Genomic DNA, 21,740 nt, shown 5'->3' on the forward strand with positions numbered 1-21,740 from the left:
CCGTCAGTACGACAGGGTCAGGTTGATGAACAGGCCCTTGGCCCGGTCGGCCTGCCCGCCGCCGATGTTGAAACGGTATTGGGTCGTCAGGTCCAGATAGGACATGGGCGCGGTGTAGTGGTCTTCCCGGAACCAGTAGCGCAAGTTGAAGCCGGGGCCCGCGCCCATCGACCACGAGGCGTTGTCGCCCAGCAGCCGGTAGGAGTCGGAACCGTCGATGTCAAAGCCCGTCACCCGGTTCTTGTTCCACAGCCAGTCCGCGCCGATCACCGCATACGGAAAGAACACCAGGCGTTCGCTGATCGCGTCCACGCGGTAGCTGCGGCCCACGCGCAGTTCGCCGGCGCCGAAGGCCTGGTCGCGCTTCAAGCGGCCCGACGACTTCTCGCCGTCCACGCCCGTCGCGTTGTCGCGCAGCCAGAACTTCGCGGGCATGTCCTGCCACGAATAACCGGCCTGGACGTAGCCCTCCATCGTGAACCAGTCGGGACGGTCGATGCGCAGCGTGGTGCCTTCATAGAGTCCGTAGGTCACATAGGCCAGCCAGCCGCCGCTGCCGGCATCCGTCTGGTAGTGCGCCGTCTGGTTGTCGCGGTTGAGCGCGCAGCGCAGCGCCGCCGGGTCGGGGCTGAACGTGCCGCGGCGCGTGGCGCTGCCCAGGTTGAACTGGCGCTCCAGGCCGAACGTCACGCCCACTTCGGTGGACGGCGTGAATCGCATGCCCAGCGAGCCGATGGTCGTGGGAATGCCGGAGATGCCCTGATTGGTGGCTTCCTGGATGTCGACGGTCCCGCCGCACGGATCGGACACGGTCTGGCTGGCGGTCCTGCCTCCCTTGTCGTACAGGGTGTTGGACAGACGGCCATAGAGTTCGAAGGTGCGCGTCGACGAGTTCAGGAAATCCGACGGCCGCCAGAAGATCTCGGCGGTGCTGAACACGGCGTCCCCGGGCACCGTGATGGCCGCGCCGCCCAGCCCGGACGAGGCCGGCCGCGCGCCGCGGTAGCCGGCCGAGAAATAGCCGCCCCATTCGCGCGCCAGGCCGCCGATGGCATTGCGCGTATCGAATCGCTGCTGGGGCGTCAGGTCGAGCTTGCCCGCATCGTTCTCGTCGATGGCCTCCTTGAGCCGATCGACGGCGCCCCGCTTGTCGCCCGTGCCGGCCAGCGCGTAGCCTTCGTCCAGGATCACCGTGGGCGGGGCTTTGCCGGTGGCGCGCGCGGCCTGGAAATCCTGCAGCGCCAGTCCAGGCTGGCGCATGCGCTGGTGCAGGTAGCCGCGCTGCATCAGCAGCGCGGGATCGTCGGGCTGCGCAGCCAGGGCCTCGCTCATGCGGGCATTGGCCTCGGCCAGCTGCGCGGGGTTGCCGGCCGCCAGCGTGGTGGTCAGCAGGCGCTGGTACTCCTTGTTGGCGGGGTCCTGCTCGACCGCCTTGCGCGCCTGGCGGATCGCTTCCGGGTAATCCTCGCGCGCATAGGCGGCATAGGCCAGCGACGCGGGACCGCCGCTGCCCGCGGCGTCCGACGGCAACAGCTCGCAGGACGTGCCGTAGGGCGTGTCGCGGCAGTCCTGCACCGGGGCGGGATAGTTGGCCAGCGTCAGGGTGGCGGGGATGGCGGGGCGGGCGCGCGCGCGTTTGATGCGCTGCGCCGCCGCCTCGTCCTTGCCGCCCAGCGGTTCGACCAGCGCCAGCGCGCGCGCGTTTTCGCCGGCCGCCAGCGCCGCGTCGGCCGCGATCAGGCGCACGTTGCGCCGCTGTTCGTCGTCCAGCCAGTCCTGGCCGAGCGCCGCGTCGAAGTCCGCGTCGGCCTCTTGCGTCTTGCCCTGGCGCTGGCGCAGATAGCCGCGCATCAACAGCGCGACCGTATTCTCGTCGTCCTGCAGCATGGCGTCCGTGGCGGCCTGCTCCGCCGCGTCGAGCTGGTTGTCCAGCATGAGGGCGGTAATCAGCAGCAGGCGGTGGCTGGGGCTTTCCGGGGCCAGCGCGACGGCCTGCCGCGCGAGCGGCACGGCGTCGCCCGGGCGGTTGGCGATCAGCGCCTGGTAACCCGCCTCGGCCGGCTTGACCGCCATCCGGCGCTTGAGCGTCTGCTGGCGCGCGGCCAGGTCATTCCGGTTGGGCGCGCCCAGCGCCAGCGCCCGGGCGGCCGCCGCCTCGGCCTCGGCGTATTTGCCTTGTGCTTCCAGCGCGTCGAGCCACAGCATGGCCCAGGCGCCTTGTTTGGGATCGATCCGGAACGCGCGTTCGGCGCCGCGCTCGGCCGCGGGGTAGTCCGCGCGGTTGTAGTCCGCGTAGGCGCGGGTGGCGATCGGAAAGCCGCGCTGATAAGCGCTGGCAGGCCTGGCTGCGGCGGCCGGTCGGGCCGCGTCAGGTCGGGCCGCGGCGGGGCGCAGGTTGGCGCGCGCCTGGCGCAGGGCGGGCGTGTCCAGGCCGCTGGCGATGGCGTCGGCGGCCGCCTTGTCGGCTTCCTGGATCTTGCCCTGTTTCTGCAGGGAATAGATCAACAGCAGCCGCAGGCGCTCGACGTCGGGGCGCAGGACGATGGCCGATTCGGCCTGCTGCTGCGCCAGCGCATAGTTGCCCGCGTCGTAGTTCTTGTAGCCCTCGTCGGCGAACTGCCACGCGGCGCCTTCCAGCGGCGCTTCGGTCCTGGCCTCGGCCTGGACGCCCGCAGGCGCCGCGGCCCAGGCACAGGCCAGGGCGGCGGACAGAACGAGCGATCGGGGAAAAGACGTCATGGCGCAGCGGGTTTGGTGCCGGGGGCGGCGGGCGGTTCGCCTTGTCCGGCCTGTTGGAATTGGATGGCTTCGTGCAGCGTGCCTTCGTCCAGCCAGCCTTGTTCGGTCAGGATCTGGCCCAGCGGCTTGTTCTCGCGGGCCTGGATCTCCAGCGCCCGTTCCAGCGTGGACTGGTCGATCGCCTGCCAGGACAGCAGCAGCTCGCCCAGCCGCTGGCGCTGCTGCGCGAGCTGGTCGGTGGACGGAAAGTCATGCATGGTCTTGTCCCACGCCAGCCGCTTGCCCGTGATCAGGTGGCCGATGAACAAACGCCAGGCCCGCGCCGCCGCCATGGCGTTGATGAAGTTGCCCACGATCATCCGGGGAATCGACAGCAGCGCATGTTCCCAGCCGTACATCCGGCCGACGAAATAGGCGCGCTGCACCACGCGCAGCAGCAGCGCGACGGCATTGGCCCACATCAGCGTCACCAGCCAGCCGCCGGGCCGGAAGTAAGAGGGGTAGTACACCGTCCACCAGCCAAACAGGTCGGCCAGGTAAAAGACAAAGAAATTGGCCAGCAGCACATAGGCCAGGATCGCAATGAAGGACGTGACCAGGCCCTTGCGGTCGCGGAACAGCAGGTACCGGGTCGCGAGGGATCCCGTCCATCCCACCTGCTGCCAGCCTTGCAGGCCGATCCCCAGCGTCCAGCGCGCCTTCTGCCGGTAGGCGGTGCGGAACGTGTTGGGAAAGTATTCGCGCACGCCCAGCGGCATGCGCAGGGGCGCGACGCGTTCCTTGCCCATGCCGAACCAGGACTGGCGGCGCGTCACGTATTCGACGGGGAATTTGCCGAAGATCTGGCGCATGCCGCGCTGGGCCAACCGCGCGCCGATGTCGTAGTCCTCGGTCAGCGTGTCCGTGTTGAACGGCTGGTTATTCGTCTCGGCCGCCAGCTCCAGCAGCGCGCGGCGCGAAAAGCACGTGCCCACGCCGGCCGACGGCACCATCTTCGACAGGCTCTCGCGCACCACCAGATCCTTGGTGTGCCATTCCGCGAACTCATCCATGTAGGTGCCCGCCACCAGCTCGTACCAGTGCCGCTCCAGCGACGTCACGGGAAGCTGGATGAAGTCGATACGCGGCAGCAGGTAGTTGTAGTACTTGAGCTCCAGCGGGTGCAGCACGTCCTCGCTGTCGTGCAGGATCACGCCGGCGAATGGCACGGGCTGCTTGGCATCCTGCGCGAAGATCGCCTGCACGATCCAGTTCAGGCAATCCGCCTTGCAGGTCGGACCGTCGTGCGGCACCTCCACGCGGATCAGTTGGCGATAGCGGCGGCGCATCCGCTCCACTTCCTTGATCGTGCGCTCGTCGTTCCGGTAGGTGCCGGCAAAGATCATGTAGTTCTTGTATTCCAGCGTCGACACCATGGTCTCCAGCATCGACGCGATCACGTCGTACTCCAGCCAGGCCGGCACCATGATCGCGAGCGGCTGCTCTTCCTTGGCGCGAAGCTGCGCGGCGGTCAGCGGCGTGTAGCGGCGCTTGATGGTCAGCGACCGCCACAGCTCGCGCACCCAGTACCAGCCGTCGATGAACAGATCATCCAGGCTGGACAGCAGGATGATCACGCCCACCACGGCGGTGACGACCTCCAGGCCGCGGTAGTAGTCCGCGATCAGGTAGGGCCAGTAGAGCGAGGACATGGCGCCTGGTCCTTTCGGATTACCTGGGTTCCTTCTTCTTCCTGCGGCTCACGCGCATCGCCAGGATCAGGATCAGCAGCAGCACCAGCAGGCTGATGCTGACGGCCGGCACGCTCCACGAGATATAGCGGCGCCACTCGAAAAAGGCGCTCTCGCCCGCGCCGGGCGGATGGCTCGCGTCCGGGTTGGCGCTGTCGATCCAGGCCACCGGGCCCGCCGCGCCGATGAGCGCGATGTTGCCGCGATTGAGCACGAAGGGGGCGTCCGTCATGCCCGGCTGCTGCCCCAGCGTGTGCCACAGGATGCCGTCCTGGCCGCCGGCGCTGACCACCTCGGCCGTGCTCAGGCGGGTGAGGCCGGCAATGTCCAGCCACGTCGTGTCCTTGCCGGCCACCTGCAACTGCTTGCGCTCGGTGACCTGGACCGCGGCCTTTGCGCCTTCCACCGGCAATTCCATCGCCAGGAAGGGGCGCGCCGGTTTGACCGGCTGGCCCGCGGGAGAGACCGACAGCTCGGCGCGCGTGGCCGACACGCCGCTGGCCGCCGCGATGCCGATCACGCGCTTGATGTTGTCGGGCGCGTCGGCCAGATAGCTGTCCGGAATCAGCACCTGGGGCGAGCCGGCCATCAGCGGCAGCAGGCCCACGAACGTGCCGTCCGGCTGCGCCTTCCCCGGCTTCACATAGCTGGTCGGCAGCACGTTGACGGGAAAGCCCTGCGGAATCTCATTGCAGTCCACGGACACGGGCTGGCGCTGGAAGGTCACGCGCACGGTGTTGGTCACGCCCAGCGCATAGGTGGGCACCCGCGCGGTCAGGCGTTCCGGATGCCCGTCGGCTTCCAATTGCCGGGCGCCCAGCAGGATGCCGTTCCAGAACACAGACGCCACCGGACGCGTCGACGATGCGCCGGGCGCGGCGGCCACATCCATGACCAGCTCATCCGGCACGCGGCCGTCGGCGGTCACGGCGGCCAGCGGGAAAACCGCGTTCCAGTCGCCGCGCGCCACCACGTCAAAGCTCGCCGACGAGCCGCCCAGGCTGGACAGGCGCACGCCGCCGTCCGGCATCGACTGCGGGGGCGTGGCCGTCTGCACCTGCACCTGGCGGCTGGCCAGGATGCGGCGCCAGGCGGTGTCGAACACGCCCGCGCCCTGCGCGCCCGCGTCGGGCGCCACGGCGATCACCGCCTGCCGGCCCAGCGGCGCCAGGCGGATCGTTTTGGAAGGCAGTCCCGCGCCCGCCAGCGGCATGCGCTGCTGGCGCCACGCCTTGAAGGCGTCCGCGGCGTCGGCGTCCGAGGCAAGCTGCGCCTGCAGGGCGTCCAGCGCCGCGTTGTATTTCGTGCCGAGCGCGGCATCGGCAATCACCACGTCGCCGGCCACGGACGGCGCGCCCATCACCAGCAGGGCGCCGATTTCCGCAGGGTTGGCGAGCGTGTGCGTTTCTTTGCCGGCCACCGCGGCAAACGCCGGCACCTGCGCCAGCCCCGCGGGGACCTGCAGGCCGCGCGTGTCGACCTCGTCGCCCACCGACGGGAAGGCCTTGACCGCCACTCGCTTGCCGCCGCGCTCCATCGCCACGCCCAGGCGCCAGGCGCTGTCAAAGGCCTGCTGGTCCAGCTTGCGGCCGGCGACCATGAGCACGGGCCGGGCGGGCAGCGAGCCCCACGCATCGTCCAGGCTGTTGATTGCCGACGCGTCATAGCGGTAGCTCAGCCGCGTCTGCGGCGAGATCCTCAGCGCATTGCCCGTGGCGCGGTTGCTTTCACATTGGCGCCGCGCGATGTCGGATTGCCAGTCCACGCCCACGCGCAGAAAACCCGACTCGCGGATACGGGGGTCGACGTGCAAGGCGCGGCTGGCCGACCCGTCGCCATCCGCGATCCGCTGCGCAACCTGCGGCACGCCGTCGACCCACAGCACCATGCTGGTCCGGCCCGGTTCGCCCTTGGTGTAGCGCGCATCGAAATCCAGCGTGGCGTCCGTGATCGGCACGCCGCGCGGCACCGGCAGATAGAACTCCTGGCGCGCATCGCTGTTGCTCAGCACGACGGGCTCGGTGATGCCCAGGTCTTCCAGCGTGGCGCTGCGCGTCACCAGGACGTCACGTTGCAGGCTGCGCAGCGCGTCGCCCGCGGGACTGGCAAGCGCGCCCAGCGGCGCCAGCAGTCCGGCCGCAATCAGGGCGCGGCACAGCTCACGGACATCGGTGGCTCGTAAGGAAAGGGGCATGAAGGCTCCAGGCAGGAAAGGCATCGCGGCAGGGGTTCAGACGGGAGAGGCGGCGTAGGGATCGAATTCCGCCACGGGGCGCGCGCAGAGCGCATCCACGATGCGCTGGCTGGCCTTGCCGTCGCCATACGGATTGATCCGGCGCGAAAAGGCGCCGTGCAGCGCGGGGTCATCGAGCAACCGGCCCACTTCGCCGACGATGCGGCGCACATCGGTGCCCACCAGCGCCACCGTGCCGGCCCGCACCGCTTCCGGCCGCTCCGTGACGTCGCGCATCACCAGCACCGGCTTGCCCAGGTAGGGCGCCTCTTCCTGCACGCCGCCGGAATCGGTGAGGATCAGATGAGACCGCCGCATGAACCAGACGAAGTCGAGGTAATCCAGGGGCTCGATCAGGTGCACGTTCGGCCGTCCGGACAACTCGCTCATCACCACGCCACGGACCTGGGGGTTCAAATGGACCGGGTAGACGATCTGCAGGTCCGGCCGCCGCGCCAGTTCGGCCAGCGCCGCGCAGATGTTGCGAAACCCCTCGCCGAAGCTCTCGCGCCGGTGGCCCGTCACCAGCAGCAGCCGCCGGTTCGGGTCTAGCCAGGCGTACCGGGTCCGCAGCGCATGGTCCAGCGCGCCGCCGGCGGTCAGCTTGGCGCAGGTCATCGCCAGCGCGTCGATCACCGTATTGCCGGTCACCGTGATGCTCCCGGCCAGGTTCTCGCGCAGCAGATTGCCGCGCGATTCCGTGGTCGGCGCGAAGAGCAGATTGCCTACCGCATCGACCACGCGGCGGTTCATTTCCTCGGGGAAGGGCATCGCCAGATTGCCCGTGCGCAGTCCCGCCTCCACGTGCCCGATGCGCACGCGCCGGTGGAACGACGCCAGCGCGCAGGCCGATGCCGTGCTCGTGTCGCCATGCACCAGCACGCAATCGGGCTTCTCCGCTTCCAGCACGCCGTCGACGCGGCTGATCAGGCGGGCATACAAACCGTTCAGCGACTGGTTGGGCACCATGATGTCCAGGTCGTGCTGCGCCTTCACGTCAAACAGCGTCAGCACCTGGTCCAGCATCTCCCGATGTTGTCCGGTCACGCAGACCACGCTATGGATCGTCGGCTCGCGCTGCAGCGCCGTAACCAGCGGCGCCATCTTGATGGCCTCCGGGCGCGTGCCAAATATCGACAGGACTTTCATAGCGCGAACGGGCCTCCAGCGCCGGTGGCATTTTTGGCGTTCATTGTGTCTTGAAAGCATTCGTAATATGTGTCTGATTATGTCGAACCATTCCATGGACTGGTCCGTCTCCCTGACCCAGGCCGATTCTTCGACTCCCAATGCCCATGCGGGTTTGGCGGCCAAATTCGGGGTCCGATCAGCGGCGCGGCGTTACCGCGAGGAGGGCTGATGGCGTGAAACAACCTATTTCAGTTGCATCGGGTCGGGGCTTAGGCCGCAATGGGCCTTCCCCGGTCGCGTTGCGTATCCTGGCCGACGCGGGCCGGTGAAATACTGATACAGACGACGGCCGGTCCGGCCGGGCCATTTGTGGTCGACGCGCCACAGGGACGGGGCGCCCGCAGGGCACCCGATTGCGAGTAAGGTTAAGGGTAGCGGCCTAGAATGCCCGGCACCCCGGCCCGTGCCGCCAGCAGGAACCCGAACACCATGAAGACTCCCCACGTAGCGCTGCGGCTGGTCCTCGCCATCGCGGCATTCGCCTCGATCGCCGCCTGCGCCGACACGCAGCCCCAGCGAACCGACCTGGACTACCGCAGCCGTCCCCTGGACTCGCCCCCGTCCGCCACCAACCCCAATCCCTCCGGCCAGCGCCTGACCATCCAGTCCGGAGAGGGCGAACGGCTGAACCTGCCGTGGTTCATCGAAGGCGCACAGGATTGGGTCAACCGGCAATGACTGCGGGGCTACGGCCCGCCGGGACGAAAAAAATCCTCAAGGATCGGCATCCTTGAGGATTTTTGGTTTCAGCTGACGTTGCTGAACGGAATTTGGTGGAGCCGGGGGGAATTGAACCCCCGGGCTAGCCAGTGTTTATGCGGGTCTTGGGGATGATGTTGACCAAATTCTGACCATTTGAGGCGCCACAGAGCTTCTGCCTTGGACCTTGCGTCGGGGGCGGCGTCCGGCATCCAGCGGCCATAGACCCGCCGAATCATGCCCCAGTCCGCGTGCCCCATCTGATTGGCAACCCACATGAGATGCTCTCCGGCGGACAGCATCATTGAGACGTATGTATGCCGGGTCTAATGTGGAACCCTGTAACGCACCTTGGCGCGCTTCAGGGCCGGCTGCCACAGAGTCTTGCGGATTGGCTGATCGCCTTTCCGCCGCAGATCGGGTTCAAAGATCGCATCAGCAGGGATGATCGAGTGCTGCGCCCGGTGCCAGGCGTTCCGGAAGGAAGGCGTTGGCGACCCGGTCGTCGCGAGCATTGAAGGTGGACAGCTTCTCTGCGCCGGGGAGCGCGTCCGGCCGAGTGGATCCAGAGACCAGGCCCCAGCGGCCTGTGATGGCCTCCAGGCTCGGCACCGCCTCGTCGCCGGCATCATGCTCCGGAGTCCGGGGGACGAAGATCCCTTGATACCGCGGCCACATGTCGTACTTACCCAGGATGCCGGGCCGGGTCACGCCGAACTTCTTCAGCAGCAGCTCAGCGTCTGGTAGTGGCTGCACACGTTTCGCTCTGCGATGGGCTGCTTTAAGCCCTCTGTTGAAAGTCTCTCAAAGAACCGACCAACTTGCCCATGCCGACTTGAATCGCCTGAAGGGTGGAGGTGTGTGTGAGCGGCGGAGGGGCAACCGAAATCGGATCGGAGTGCAATGAACAGTAGCTGGTCACAGCATCTTCTATATCTTCCAGGGCGGCCTCCATCGTATCGTAAACCTGTTGGGCAACGTGCTCGCTCATCGTTGCTTTAAGGAGCACCAGGGATGATCTCAAACCCTCTACCTTTGCTGCGAATTCCTGACCGAACGAATCCGCTTCGGTCGATGGCTCTTCCAATGTGGCCTCCCCCGGTAGCTGCTGCACCACTTCCGCCATGTACTGAATGATTGGCTCCACGATACGTGGATAGGTGACCTGCCGCATCCAGAACTCGTCGTGGATGGATTGTTTACGGGTGCGGGAGGTCATAAACCACGTGAACCAAAACCCGATGAGAGATGCGATCAGAGCCAGGATGGCGACAACCTGCTTCTCAAAAAATGATTCCGCAGGCACCATCTCCACCTTGAGAGGGGTGGCTCGGCCCAGGTCTCCGAGAGTAACGTCAGGCGATGGTAGCGCGTTGCTGGCGAACGTTTCTTTGGCGAGCGAGTTGGCCGGGTCAGTTGTGTTCTCGTGGGGGGCGGAGCCGCCCACGGCGCCGCCTTTGGGAGTAGGCGGCGGCACGGAGACCGGCTTTGGATTTGACGTCTCCTTTTCGCCCGGGGCGAGCCCGGAAGGTCGAACCACCACGTCTGCCGCGGCGGGTCGTGCAGCGGAAGGGGCTTGCTCCTTCCCTGCGGGCTGTTCCGCACTTTTCGAACCGGGCGGCACGTGCCCCGGGGTCGAAGAATTCGGGGCCGTCGCAACGTCCTTAGATGGGCTCGGATTTGCGTTCGCGATCCGCGCGCCAAGGGCCCCTGAAGCGGTAGCGAGGAGCACTATGCAATACATGATTGCGGCCGCTCGTGAGCGGCCGCAATGGTGCTGAAACGCAATGTGGGCGCTAGCCAAACAGCGCCTTTCGTTGCAACGCGCGGACAACAAAGGAGTCCATGCGTTTGAGGATAGTTGGCTGCGCGGCAAAGCGGAACTTGCGATAGAAACGCTCCCGAGACCCGGCGGTCACAATGCTCGGACCAAACAAGCCTAGAAAGAAGGAACTCGTGACGCTGTACGCGTTTCGCGGGACGACCACATCCACCAGCAAACTGGCGTCAGCATCCGCGTTGTCGAGTTGGACTTGCTTGCGAATCGTCTCACCGCGCTCACGGCCGGAGTACACCGGACCTTCGAAGTTCGCTAAGTCAATCTTCATCACTTTCTGTTCCATTCTCGCTCTCCCCGACCAAGGTTGCAGAGGTTAGGGGAAACCTGATGCTGATGATTGTACCCGGGAAATGTAACTTACCCAGCGGCCGCACAAACGTGGGGTCGGGCCGTTCGTTCAAGTCATTAGTCGCATTGAACGCAATCTTCCTACGTCCGCCAGGCTCGTCAGACGCCAATTTGTGAGTGCCGTCAAACCTAATATAGGTGCTTCCCGACAGAATTGCCATCTCCGCCGCGCAGTTTTTTGCGTTAGTGCATTCTTCGTACACTCTTTGAAAAAATTGGATCAGATCGACCGTACCTTGGCCGCGGGTATCCTCCACCGTCCTGTTCTTAGAGCTGACATCAGGCTGGAGCGCCACGACCGTGGTCAAGTCTTGCTCACGCCAGTCAGGGCTAAATAAACGCTTTCCGCTGTGCATTTCGACGTAGGGGCCGATTTGGTCCCATGTGTAACATGGCTTGGGCAGTTGCAAGAGGGATTCCGCAATTGATCGACCAAAGTTAAAGATCGCGATCTCGCACCATGGGGTGGGGGCACTTTGATCCAAATAGCCCTGCAATGTCCAGTCGACGAAGCCGGGGTGTTCCTCCGCATTGTTGAGGATCTCCGTGATGTACTCAGTGAGGCTGTTCAAACCGTCTGGAGTGAGTTCGTGTTTCGTGGTGTTGAGGCACTTGTTGATGTGATCCACAAACCTGCGAGCGGTGGAGTCGACCTTGCCGGCACCTGTCCCTTTTTTTTTGGGGGAGTAGTGCTTTTGCCGAGAGTCAAAGACTTCGAGCTGGCTGGCTTCGGCTTCGCTGGGCGCTTCGTGTTCGACTCCGAGGTGTTTGATGATGCCTATCGCGCGAATAAACCGCTGAACACTCGCCTCATTGGGGAGATAGCCATTGAACCGCAGTCTCGCTCGACTGCGTTTAATCTTGAACTGAGCCTCAAATTCGGATGCCACAATGTCCAACAGCGCGTTGGCCGCCAGGTCGTACTTTCGCAGTTGCTGGTGGTGGAACGTAATCGTTCGTATCGACTTTCCCTCGTGCAGTGCCCTTGCGAACGAGCAAGCCAGCACTATGGCGTCCTCGGGGGCGTCCAGTATGGACAGCACGGGTGGCACTTTGACGGTTATTTTTCGTTTTTGAGCCGCCAGGCTTCTGAAGGCGTGTCGAGCAAGCAGGCCGATGACCTTCGACCTAGGTCCGAACAGGTCGCGCCGCTCGCCGCTTTCCGTGCTCAGCCCACGCCGACGGCGTTGCGCCGCAATACGCTTTCTTTTTTGAAGGTCCAGCGCGGGCCGGCGGCGTAGAGCCATTAAGGCCTGTTCGAGCGGAATTCTTTTCATAGTAGAAGAGCGACGAACCAAGAATCCCTTATTGTTACACATATTGGAATGTGTTTCCGAGCGGTCCGATTGCGCAATTGAGCGCGGAGACTCGTATTTAAATGCTGACCACTCAGCCCAAAACAGCCCCAAAAAAAAAGCCAACTTTTAAAGTTGGCCTTTCCTAAGTGCTTGATATTGCTAGAGTATTTGGTGGAGCCGGGGGGAATTGAACCCCCGTCCGCAAGCCCTCCGCAACCAGTTCTACATGCGTAGTCGATTTATTTGGTTTTAACTTTGGACTTAGCCAACCGACAGGCCGGACCAAAGCGATTCACGTAATTTAAATCTGAGCCGTGTGACCCCAGCGCAGACCGATTCCTTGTGAATGTCGCTGCTGCGGTTCGAGGGTTACCCCCCTAGGAAGTTGCCTTCCTCCGCCTGACCCAAGGACAGATCAGTGCAGCGGCTCACCGCTTAAGCGGCGAGAGCGAAACGCTCGTCGTTGGCGTTTGTAGTGTTCCAGTGGTTTAACGAGCGTACTGGTGCTCGGCATGCCCTGAGTTGTTTCGCGACCCACGTCGAATCCGGATCGGCCCCAAGAAATTCTATTGTACTGGCAAACACAATAGCCCGCCATAGGCGCGGTCCATCATTGCCGGTGTGGCGCGGGTGAAGCGCCCGGTTCAGGCCGCATTCGCGCACTCGGCCTTGGATGGCCGGCCGGCGCGCGACGCCGCCATCATCAGCGCCGCCAAAGCCACGGATATGCCCACGATCGCGGCGGCGGCCCAGCCCAGGGTCGCCAGCCCGTACTGGTCGATCACATGGCCGCCCACGACCGCGCCCAGCCCGATGCCGATGTTGGCGCCGGAAATGTTCAGGGATGCGGCAAACGCGGGCGCCTCGGGGGCGGACTTCATCAGCCGTACGTGGCACACGATGAATAGCGCGGCCTGCGCAATGCCCCAGATCCCAAGCGCCACGGCGAGCAGGCCGGGCGACTGCATGACCGGCGCGACGAACGCCAGACCCACCGCCATCAGCGCCGAGAACAGGCTCGTGGCGCCCAGCGGGCTGCGGTCCACGATCCGCCCGCCCAAAGTGTTGCCGACCAGGCCGACCGCGCCAAACGCCATCATCGTCCAGCCCACCGTCTCGCCGTCAAAGCCAGCCAGCCGTTCCAGCATGTCCGCCAGATACGTGTAGGCCGTGAACATGCCCGTGAACACCAGCAGCGACAGCAGCACGTGGCCCACCACCATGGGGTTGCGCAGGATGCGCACCTGCGTGACGAGTCGCACGTTCTCGGTGCGGACGCGGGTTTTGGGAAAGGCGACGAGCAGCAGCAGGGCTTTGGCGAATGCCACGGCCGACAGCACCCAGAACGCGGCGCGCCATCCGAATGCGTCCGAGATCAGGACGCCGATGGGAATGCCGAACACCGTGGCCGCCACGATGCCAAAGGCGACCGTCGAAATGGCCCGCCCGGCCCGCGCCGGTCCGACGATTTCCACCGCGGTGGCGCTGGCAAGCGACCAGAACACCGGCAGAGCCAGCGCCGGCACGAAGCGGGCGATCGCCATGACCCAGATGTTGGGCGCCACGGCCGCCAGGGCATTGGACAGGCCAAACAGCGCAAGCACGCCAATGAAGAGGCGCTTGCGTTCCAGGTTCGCCATCAGGGCGGTCAACAGGGGGCCGGTCGCCGCGACGGTGAAGGCAAACAGGGTCACCAGCAAGCCGGCCTGGGAAACCGTCACGTCCAGGTCGCGGGCCAGGGCGGGCAGCAGCCCCACGATCAGGAATTCGGTGGTCAGGATGGTGAAGCCGGCAGCGGACAGAAGCAAGATAGGCAAAAGCATAGGCATTCCTAGGACGCGACGCCGAATGGCGCCGCGCGGTCAGGGCGGTGGAGCGTGTGGTCCAGCGGTCAGAGGTGCGCCGCCTGGCGATGGCGGGGCAGGGGCGGCAGGCGCAGGGCCCGCCGGCATCGAATTCGTTGCGGCCTGGAAAGGCCGCAACGCCGGCACGGGCCGGAAAGCATGCAATCCGGGAAAATCCGGAGCGCCATGCACGGTTCACACTGTAGGGGACATGGGCTGCCGGATAAACCCTCGGCATCCGGATAGATTAGTCGGCCCGAAGCGCTAATCGGCCTGGACAATCCACGGCCGCACAGACGAGCCGTGACGAAAAGAGGTTGGGGCGGCGAGGAAGACGGATCATCGCGGGCGAAGCCGGCACGCCGGCGCCGCACCAGGCCGCCCGGCGGGCGGGCCTGAGTTGCGCGTCAGCGCAGGTCGCGCGGCAGCAGCGGTTCGATGGCGGACCACAGGTCCGCGGGCGAGTGGGCGCAGGTTTCCGCCTGCCACGCAATGACGTCGTCGTCTTCGCCGACGTAGCCGTAGGCGGCCGCCACGGCGGGCATGCCCGCGGCGTGCGCGGCCTGGATGTCGCGCAGGTCATCGCCGACGTAGACACAGCGATCGGTCGCAAAGCCCGCCTCGCGGGCGGCGTGCTGCAAAGGCAGGGGATGCGGCTTGGCGTGGGCGGTGGTGTCGCCGCAAACCAGCACGGCGCTGTCGCGCGTCAGGTCCAGGAATTCGACGATGGGCAAGGTCAGGTAGGTGACCTTGTTGGTGACGATGCCCCAGGACATGCCGCGGCCGCGGATGTCGGCCAGCAGGTCTTCGATGCCGGGAAAGAGCTTGCTGTGCACCGTCGAACTGGCGGCGTAGTCTTCCAGGAACTGCAGCCGCGTCGGCTCGTAATCCGGGTCGCCGGGCTGCAGGTCGAGCGCCACCCGCAACAGCCCGCGCGCGCCCTGCGAGGCCACGGGCCGCAGCGCCTCGTAGGCCATCGGCTCCAGTCCGCGACGGGTGCGCTGGCGGTTTGCGGCGGCGGCCAGGTCGGGGGCGGTGTCGGCCAGGGTGCCGTCGAAATCGAACAGGATCAGGGCGCTCATTTGCGGGTAGCCATCAGGTAGTTGACCGACGTGTCGGACGACAGTGTGTAGATCTGGGTGATCGGGTTGTATTCCATGCCGCGCATGCCGACCGGTTCCAGGCCCGCGCCGCGCGCCGCCGCCGACAGCTCGCTCGGCTTGATGAACTGGTCGTAGGTGTGCGTGCCACGAGGCAACAGACGCAGCACGTATTCGGCGCCGATGATCGCAAAAAGGAACGACTTCGGGTTGCGGTTCAGCGTCGAAAAGAAGACCCAGCCGCCAGGTTTGACCAGCGTGGCGCAGGCGCGCACGATCGAGGCGGGGTCCGGCACATGCTCCAGCATTTCCATGCAGGTCACCACGTCGTATTGGCCGGGCTGCTCGACAGCCAGTTCCTCCGCGGGCACCTTGCGGTATTCCACCTTCACGCCGGATTCCAGGCCATGCAGGCGTGCGATCTTCAGGGACTTGTCGGCCAGGTCGATGCCCGTCACGTCGGCGCCGCCGCGGGCCATGGCTTCGGACAGGATGCCGCCACCGCAGCCCACGTCCAGCACCTTGCGTCCGGCAAGGCTGCCCGCGCACTCCTGGATCCATTCCAGCCGCAGCGGATTGATCGCATGCAGCGGCTTGAACTCGCTTTCGGGGTCCCACCAGCGGCTGGCCAGGGCGCTGAACTTGTCGATTTCAGCCTGGTCGGCGTTGATGGAGGCTTGCGCGGTGTCGTGAGATTGCGTGTTCATGGGCAGTCCGGCATAAGGCAGCTCTATATATAGAGGGGTCCAGCGCACAAGGCGAGGAGGGCGCGGCATTGCACCAGTTGGGTGCATTGCCGGCGAAAAAAAGGGCCTCGCTATGCGAGGCCCCCTTATTGTAGCTAGTCCGGCAATTACTTGCGGCTACCCACGATTTCGATCTCAACGCGACGGTTCTGGGCGCGACCTTCCTTCGTCTTGTTGGAAGCGATCGGCTGCAGTTCGCCCTTGCCTTCCGTGTAGATACGGTTGGGGTCGATGCCGAGGCTGACCAGGTAAGCCTTAACCGAAGCGGCGCGGCGCTCGGACAGCTTCTGGTTGTACTGTTCGGTACCGATCGAGTCGGTGTGGCCGACGGCGATGATGGTTTCCAGATCGATCGTGCGAACTTGCTGAGCGACTTGCTGCAGCAGTTGGCGACCTTCAGGCTTCAGGACCGACTTGTCGAAGTCGAAGAACGTGTCAGCATTGAACACGACCTTTGCCGCCATCGGGGCCGGCTTCGCCTTCTGTTGGGCAACCGGGACGCCGTCGCAGCCGGGGATGCCGGTGGCCGGGGTCCAGAAGGCATCGCGCCAGCACAGTTCGTTCGTGCCGTTCTTCCAAACGTCACCGAACGGGTTGCGCCAGTTGTCCACGGTTTGCGCGGAAGCTACACCAGAGGCCGTGACGGCGGCGAAGGCGAGCGCCAGAGCGAATTTGGAGGGTTTGTTCATGTTTCTCCTCGTTGAGCTTGAAGCTGGATAAGTGACTCGCAGCGAACCCCCGCCGCATATCAGGAAAACGGGGCCAGTATAGCAACGCCAAGAGCTGGTTCAAAGGAATAGCTACTGGGTTTCCTGCGTGCTGGAAACAATCTTAAGGCATTTGGGGGGCTTTGGCTTCCCTGGACAGGCGCATTAATGCTGGATATGACGTTTTCGGCGCTCCTTCCGTTTCCCATGTTGGTTTTTGACAACAGGCCCTTGGGGCTTGGGTGGGCGTGGCCGGGCGGCGCTTCCGGTCGCCCCGTTCCGGCCCGGTTGAGACGCGTTCACGTCGGCCTTCAGGTCGCCCCGCCAATCGAATGATAGAATTTCCTGTTTACCCGGCCCGGGTTCCTCCTTACACGATTCTGTCGTTATATATATGGATTCCTTTGCCAAGGAGACGCTTCCGGTATCGCTGGAAGAAGAGATGCGCCGCAGTTACCTCGATTACGCAATGAGCGTGATCGTCGGTCGGGCGCTACCGGATGTGCGGGACGGCCTCAAGCCCGTCCACCGGCGCGTGCTCTACGCGATGCACGAGCTGAACAACGACTGGAACCGCGCCTACAAGAAGTCCGCGCGTATCGTCGGGGACGTCATCGGTAAGTACCACCCCCACGGCGACCAGTCCGTCTACGACACGATCGTCCGCATGGCGCAGGATTTCTCCATGCGCTACATGCTGGTCGACGGCCAGGGCAACTTCGGTTCCATCGACGGCGACAACGCCGCGGCGATGCGTTACACCGAAATCCGCCTGGCCAAGATTGCCCACGAGCTCCTGGCCGACATCGACCAGGAAACCGTCGACTTCGGCCCCAACTACGACGGCAGCGAGCAGGAACCGCTGCTCTTGCCGTCGCGCCTGCCCAACCTGCTGGTCAACGGCAGCTCGGGCATCGCGGTGGGCATGGCCACCAACATTCCGCCGCACAACCTCCAGGAAGTGGTCGACGGCTGCCTGTACTGCCTGCGCAATCCGGCGTGCACGGTCGATGAGCTGATCGAGCTCATCCCGGCGCCGGACTTCCCCACGGGCGGCATCATCTACGGCATGTCCGGCGTGCGCGAAGGCTATCGCACGGGTCGCGGCCGCGTCATCATGCGCGCCAAGACGCACTTCGAAGACATGGAGAAGGGCAATCGCCAGGCGATCGTCATCGACGCGATTCCCTACCAGGTCAACAAGAAGACCCTGCAGGAACGCATCGCCGAGCTGGTCAACGACAAGAAGATCGAAGGCATCTCGGATATCCGGGACGAATCCGACAAGGATGGCATGCGCCTGGTCATCGAGCTCAAGCGCGGTGAAGTGCCCGAGGTCGTGCTGAACAACCTCTATAAGAATACGCAGCTGCAGGACACCTTCGGGATGAACCTGGTGGCGCTGGTCGACGGCCAGCCCCGCCTGCTCAACCTGAAGCAGATGATCGACTACTTCCTGCAGCATCGCCGGGAAGTCGTCACGCGCCGCACCGTGTTCCAGTTGCGCAAGGCCCGCGAGCGCGGCCACGTGCTGGAAGGCCTGGCGGTGGCGCTGGCCAACATCGACGATTTCATCGCGATCATCAAGGCGGCGCCGACCCCGCCGGTCGCCCGTCAGGAACTGATGGCGAAGTCCTGGGATTCGTCGCTGGTGCGCGAAATGCTGTCGCGCGCCGATGGCGACACGCCTGGCGGCCGCGCGGCTTTCCGACCGGACGACCTGAGCGCCGAATTCGGCCTGCAGGGCGATGGCCTGTATCGCCTGAGCGACACGCAGGCGCAGGAAATCCTGAACATGCGCCTGCAGCGCCTGACCGGGCTGGAACAGGACAAGATCGTCGGCGAATACCGCGACATCATGTCCACGATCGCCGACCTGCTCGACATCCTGGCCCGCCCCGAGCGCATCACGACCATCATCAGCGACGAACTGCAGGCCATCAAGGCCGAGTTCTCGACCGGCGCCAAGGATTCGCGCCGTTCGGAAATCGAACTGAACGCGACCGAGCTCGACACCGAAGACCTGATCACGCCGACCGACATGGTGGTCACGCTGTCGCACGGCGGCTACATCAAGAGCCAGCCGCTGTCCGAGTACCGATCGCAAAAGCGCGGCGGTCGCGGCAAGCAGGCGACGGCCATGAAGGAAAACGACTGGATCGACCAGCTCTTCATCGCCAACACGCACGACTTCCTGCTGTGCTTCTCCAACCGCGGCCGCGTGTACTGGCTGAAGGTCTGGGAAGTGCCGCAGGGCACGCGCAATTCGCGCGGCAAGCCCATCGTCAACATGTTCCCGCTGGCCGAAGGCGAGAAGATCACGGTGGTGCTGCCGGTCAAGGAATTCAGCGAAGACCACTATGTCTTCATGGCGACCTCGCGCGGCACGGTCAAGAAGACCCCGCTGTCCGACTTCTCCAACCCCCGCAAGGCCGGCATCATCGCCGTCGACCTTGACGATGGCGACTACCTGATCGGCGCCGACCTCACCGACGGCAAGCATGACGTCATGCTGTTCTCGGACGCCGGCAAGGCCGTGCGCTTCGACGAGAACGACGTGCGCCCGATGGGCCGCAATGCGCGCGGCGTGCGCGGCATGATGCTCGAAGACACGCAGACGGTGATCGCGCTGCTGGTGGCTGGCGACGAGACGCAGACCGTGCTGACGGCCACTGAAAACGGCTATGGCAAGCGCACGCCGATCGCGGAGTACACCCGCCACGGCCGTGGCACCAAGGGCATGATCGCCATCCAGACCACCTCGCGCAACGGCAAGGTGGTGGGTGCGGTGCTGGTCATGCCTTCTGATGAAATCATGCTCATCACCACCGGCGGCGTCCTGGTGCGCACCCGCGTCGCGGAAATCCGCGAAATGGGCCGTGCGACGCAGGGCGTCACGCTGATCAACGTCGACGACGGCAGCACGCTGTCCGGCGTGCGCCGCGTCGTGGAAAGCGATGCGGACGACGATGGCGAACTGGACGAAGACGGCCAGCAAGCCGGTGGCGACGACAGCAGCGACGCAGCGGATTCGACGGAACCTACGGAGCAATAATGGCCCGCCCCTGGAACTTCTCGGCAGGCCCCTCGGCCTTGCCCGAGGTGGTGCTGCAGCAAGCCGCTGCAGAAATGTTGGATTGGCACGGCAGCGGCATGTCCGTGATGGAAATGAGCCATCGCGGCAAGCACTTCGTGCAGATCTGCGACGAAGCAGAATCCGATCTGCGCGAACTGCTGGGCCTGCCGGCGGACTACGCCGTCATGTTCATGCAGGGCGGCGGTTCCGGGGAAAACGCCATCGTCCCCATGAACCTCATGGGGCGCCGCGGCGCGCCGGCTGCGGATTTCGTCGTGACGGGCCATTGGTCCAAGCGTTCCTACAAGGAAGCCGGCCGCTACGGCAGCACGCACGTGGCCGCCAGCAGCGAGCAGGCTGCCGTGATCGACGGGCGCGAGCAGGCGCCGCTGACCTGGGTGCCGCCGGTGGAAACCTGGCAGGTGCGCAAGGAATCGGCCTACCTGCACCTGTGCAGCAATGAAACCATCGGCGGCGTCGAGTTCATGGACTGGCCCGACGCCGCCGACCTCGGCGCGCCCGACGTGCCGCTGGTCGTGGACGCCTCGTCGCATTTCCTGTCGCGTCCGATGGACGTGTCGCGCTGCGGCATGGTGTATGCGGGCGCACAGAAGAACGCCGGCCCCGCGGGCGTCACCATGGTCATCGCGCGCCGCGACCTGATCGGCCAGGCGCTGCCGATCTGCCCGTCTGCCTTCGACTACGCCAACGTCGCCGCCGAGCATTCGCGCTACAACACGCCGCCCACCTTCGCGATCTACATCGCGGGGCTCGTGTTCAAGTGGATCAAGGCCAATGGCGGCGTGGCCGGCATGGAAGCGGCCAACAAGGCCAAGGCCGAACTGCTGTACGGCTACCTGGACGGCACCGACTTCTACGCGAATCCCATCCACAAGCCCGTGCGTTCCCGCATGAACGTGCCGTTCGTGCTGCGGGATGAGTCGCTCAACGACGCCTTCCTGAAGGGCGCCGATGCGGCCGGCCTGACGCAGTTGAAGGGCCACAAGAGCGTGGGCGGCATGCGTGCCTCCATCTACAACGCCGTGCCCATGGAAGGTGTGGCGGCGCTGGTCGAGTACCTGAAGGAATTCGAGCGTCGCCATGGCTGATGAGCTGCAGCGCAAGCTGCTCCCCCTGCGCAAGCGCATCGACGAGCTCGATGCGCAGATCCTCGATCTCCTGTCTCAGCGCGCCCGCGCCGCGCTGGAAGTGGGCGAGGCCAAGCATGCCGTCCAGGCCGACGGTCCGGTGCTGCGCCCCGAGCGTGAGGCCGAAGTCATCCGCCGTCTTCAGCAAATCAATCCCGGCCCGTTCCCCAATGCCGGCGTGGCCTCGGTCTGGACCGAGATCATCTCCGCCTGCCGCGGCCTGGAGCGCGGCATGACGGTGGCATTCCTGGGGCCGCAGGGCTCGTTCTCCGAGCAGGCTGCCCTGGAGCATTTCGGCCACGCGGTGCAGAAGCTGCCTTGCGCGTCGTTTGACGAGGTCTTTCGCGCGGTCGAAGCCGGCCAGGCCGACGTGGGCATGGTGCCGGTGGAAAACTCCACCGAGGGCGCCGTCAACCGCAGCCTGGACCTGCTGCTCAATACGCCGCTCAAGATCCTTGGCGAGCGTTCGCTCGTCATCCGCCATTGCCTGATGTCGCAATCGGGCAGCATGGACGGGGTCCGGACGATCTCCGCGCATCCGCAGGCGCTGGCCCAGTGCCAGGGCTGGCTGACGCGCAATTATCCCGACGTCGAACGCGTGGCCGCTTCCAGCAATTCCGAAGCGGCGCGCGCCGCGGCGGGCGATCCGAGCATCGCCGCGATTGCGGGCGAGGTGGCCGCGCCCGCATGGAACCTGCAGATCATCGCTGCGGGCATCCAGGACGATCCGCACAACCGTACCCGTTTCCTGGCGATCGGCAACATCGAGCCGCTCGCCAGCGGCAAGGACAAGACCAGCCTGATCCTGGCCGTGCCGAACCGCGCGGGCGCCGTCTATGAAATGCTGGCGCCGCTGGCCGCCAACGGCGTGTCGATGACGCGCTTCGAGTCGCGTCCCGCGCGCACGGGCCAGTGGGAATATTATTTCTACGTCGACGTCCTGGGTCACCAGGGCGATCCGAATGTCGAGCGCGCCCTGGCCACATTGCAGGCGCAGGTTGCCTATCTGAAAGTGCTGGGCTCGTACCCGGCGCAGTGACA

General features: G+C 65.3%; 16 protein-coding genes and 1 other RNA gene. 4 read left to right on the forward strand and 13 right to left on the reverse strand.

Going from position 1 to position 21,740, the window contains the following annotated elements; all coding sequences use genetic code 11:
* Positions 1-3: 3 nt before the first annotated feature.
* Genes BXA00_RS16610 through wecB form a run of 4 tightly spaced genes read right to left on the reverse strand, consistent with a single transcriptional unit; the run spans position 4 to position 7,851 of the window.
* A complete protein-coding gene (locus tag BXA00_RS16610) occupies positions 4-2,739 on the reverse strand; it encodes a hypothetical protein (protein WP_076519527.1) in 2,736 nt (911 codons plus the stop codon).
* Positions 2,736-4,430, reverse strand: coding sequence for a glycosyl transferase family protein (locus BXA00_RS16615; protein ID WP_076519529.1), 1,695 nt, complete (start codon positions 4,428-4,430; stop codon positions 2,736-2,738). Before BXA00_RS16615 ends, BXA00_RS16610 begins: the two co-directional genes overlap by 4 nt.
* A gap of 19 nt (positions 4,431-4,449) precedes the next feature.
* Positions 4,450-6,663, reverse strand: a complete 2,214-nt coding sequence (locus tag BXA00_RS16620; RefSeq protein WP_076519530.1) for a cellulose biosynthesis cyclic di-GMP-binding regulatory protein BcsB — start codon at positions 6,661-6,663, stop codon at positions 4,450-4,452.
* A gap of 36 nt (positions 6,664-6,699) precedes the next feature.
* On the reverse strand, positions 6,700-7,851 hold the full coding sequence (gene wecB, locus BXA00_RS16625) for a non-hydrolyzing UDP-N-acetylglucosamine 2-epimerase (protein WP_076519531.1): 1,152 nt from the start codon (positions 7,849-7,851) through the stop codon (positions 6,700-6,702).
* A gap of 471 nt (positions 7,852-8,322) precedes the next feature.
* Here wecB and BXA00_RS16630 point away from each other — a divergent pair, with 471 nt between their 5' ends.
* Entirely contained in the window at positions 8,323-8,571 is a 249-nt protein-coding gene (locus BXA00_RS16630) for a hypothetical protein (RefSeq protein ID WP_076519533.1), read from the forward strand.
* 456 nt (positions 8,572-9,027) lie between these two features.
* Here BXA00_RS16630 and BXA00_RS16640 read toward each other — a convergent pair whose 3' ends face one another.
* From BXA00_RS16640 to ompA, 9 genes are all read right to left on the reverse strand, one after another.
* Positions 9,028-9,348, reverse strand: a complete 321-nt coding sequence (locus BXA00_RS16640; protein WP_231952312.1) for a hypothetical protein — start codon at positions 9,346-9,348, stop codon at positions 9,028-9,030.
* A 25-nt stretch (positions 9,349-9,373) separates the two neighbouring features.
* The gene (locus tag BXA00_RS16645) at positions 9,374-10,039 is read right to left on the reverse strand and encodes a hypothetical protein (protein WP_156902814.1); all 666 of its coding nucleotides are present in this window, start codon (positions 10,037-10,039) and stop codon (positions 9,374-9,376) included.
* A 349-nt stretch (positions 10,040-10,388) separates the two neighbouring features.
* Complete coding sequence (locus BXA00_RS16650) at positions 10,389-10,715, reverse strand: hypothetical protein (protein WP_156902815.1); 327 nt, start codon at positions 10,713-10,715, stop codon at positions 10,389-10,391.
* On the reverse strand, positions 10,690-12,057 hold the full coding sequence (locus tag BXA00_RS16655) for a hypothetical protein (RefSeq protein ID WP_156902816.1): 1,368 nt from the start codon (positions 12,055-12,057) through the stop codon (positions 10,690-10,692). Before BXA00_RS16655 ends, BXA00_RS16650 begins: the two co-directional genes overlap by 26 nt.
* A gap of 190 nt (positions 12,058-12,247) precedes the next feature.
* Positions 12,248-12,636: a transfer-messenger RNA gene (gene ssrA / locus BXA00_RS16660) on the reverse strand.
* Between the two features lie 86 nt (positions 12,637-12,722).
* The gene (locus BXA00_RS16665) at positions 12,723-13,901 is read right to left on the reverse strand and encodes an MFS transporter (protein WP_076519543.1); all 1,179 of its coding nucleotides are present in this window, start codon (positions 13,899-13,901) and stop codon (positions 12,723-12,725) included.
* Between the two features lie 428 nt (positions 13,902-14,329).
* Positions 14,330-15,004: an HAD-IA family hydrolase gene (locus BXA00_RS16670; protein ID WP_076519546.1), complete on the reverse strand. Its 675-nt coding sequence runs from the start codon at positions 15,002-15,004 to the stop codon at positions 14,330-14,332.
* Positions 15,001-15,729, reverse strand: coding sequence for a bifunctional 2-polyprenyl-6-hydroxyphenol methylase/3-demethylubiquinol 3-O-methyltransferase UbiG (gene ubiG, locus BXA00_RS16675; RefSeq protein WP_076519547.1), 729 nt, complete (start codon positions 15,727-15,729; stop codon positions 15,001-15,003). Before ubiG ends, BXA00_RS16670 begins: the two co-directional genes overlap by 4 nt.
* A gap of 146 nt (positions 15,730-15,875) precedes the next feature.
* The gene (gene ompA, locus BXA00_RS16680) at positions 15,876-16,457 is read right to left on the reverse strand and encodes an outer membrane protein OmpA (protein WP_076519549.1); all 582 of its coding nucleotides are present in this window, start codon (positions 16,455-16,457) and stop codon (positions 15,876-15,878) included.
* Positions 16,458-16,869: 412 nt separating this feature from the next.
* Here ompA and gyrA point away from each other — a divergent pair, with 412 nt between their 5' ends.
* From gyrA to pheA, 3 genes are read left to right on the forward strand one after another with little or no spacing between them, the layout of a single operon-like run.
* A complete protein-coding gene (gene gyrA, locus BXA00_RS16685) occupies positions 16,870-19,530 on the forward strand; it encodes a DNA gyrase subunit A (protein WP_076519551.1) in 2,661 nt (886 codons plus the stop codon).
* The gene (gene serC / locus BXA00_RS16690) at positions 19,530-20,660 is read left to right on the forward strand and encodes a 3-phosphoserine/phosphohydroxythreonine transaminase (protein ID WP_076519553.1); all 1,131 of its coding nucleotides are present in this window, start codon (positions 19,530-19,532) and stop codon (positions 20,658-20,660) included. Before gyrA ends, serC begins: the two co-directional genes overlap by 1 nt.
* Positions 20,653-21,738 (forward strand): prephenate dehydratase, encoded by a 1,086-nt coding sequence (pheA, locus tag BXA00_RS16695; RefSeq protein ID WP_076519555.1) that lies wholly within the window; start codon positions 20,653-20,655, stop codon positions 21,736-21,738. Before serC ends, pheA begins: the two co-directional genes overlap by 8 nt.
* Positions 21,739-21,740 lie beyond the last annotated feature (2 nt).

Source organism: Achromobacter sp. MFA1 R4, from assembly GCF_900156745.1.
Taxonomy (GTDB): Bacteria; Pseudomonadota; Gammaproteobacteria; order Burkholderiales; family Burkholderiaceae_B; genus Achromobacter.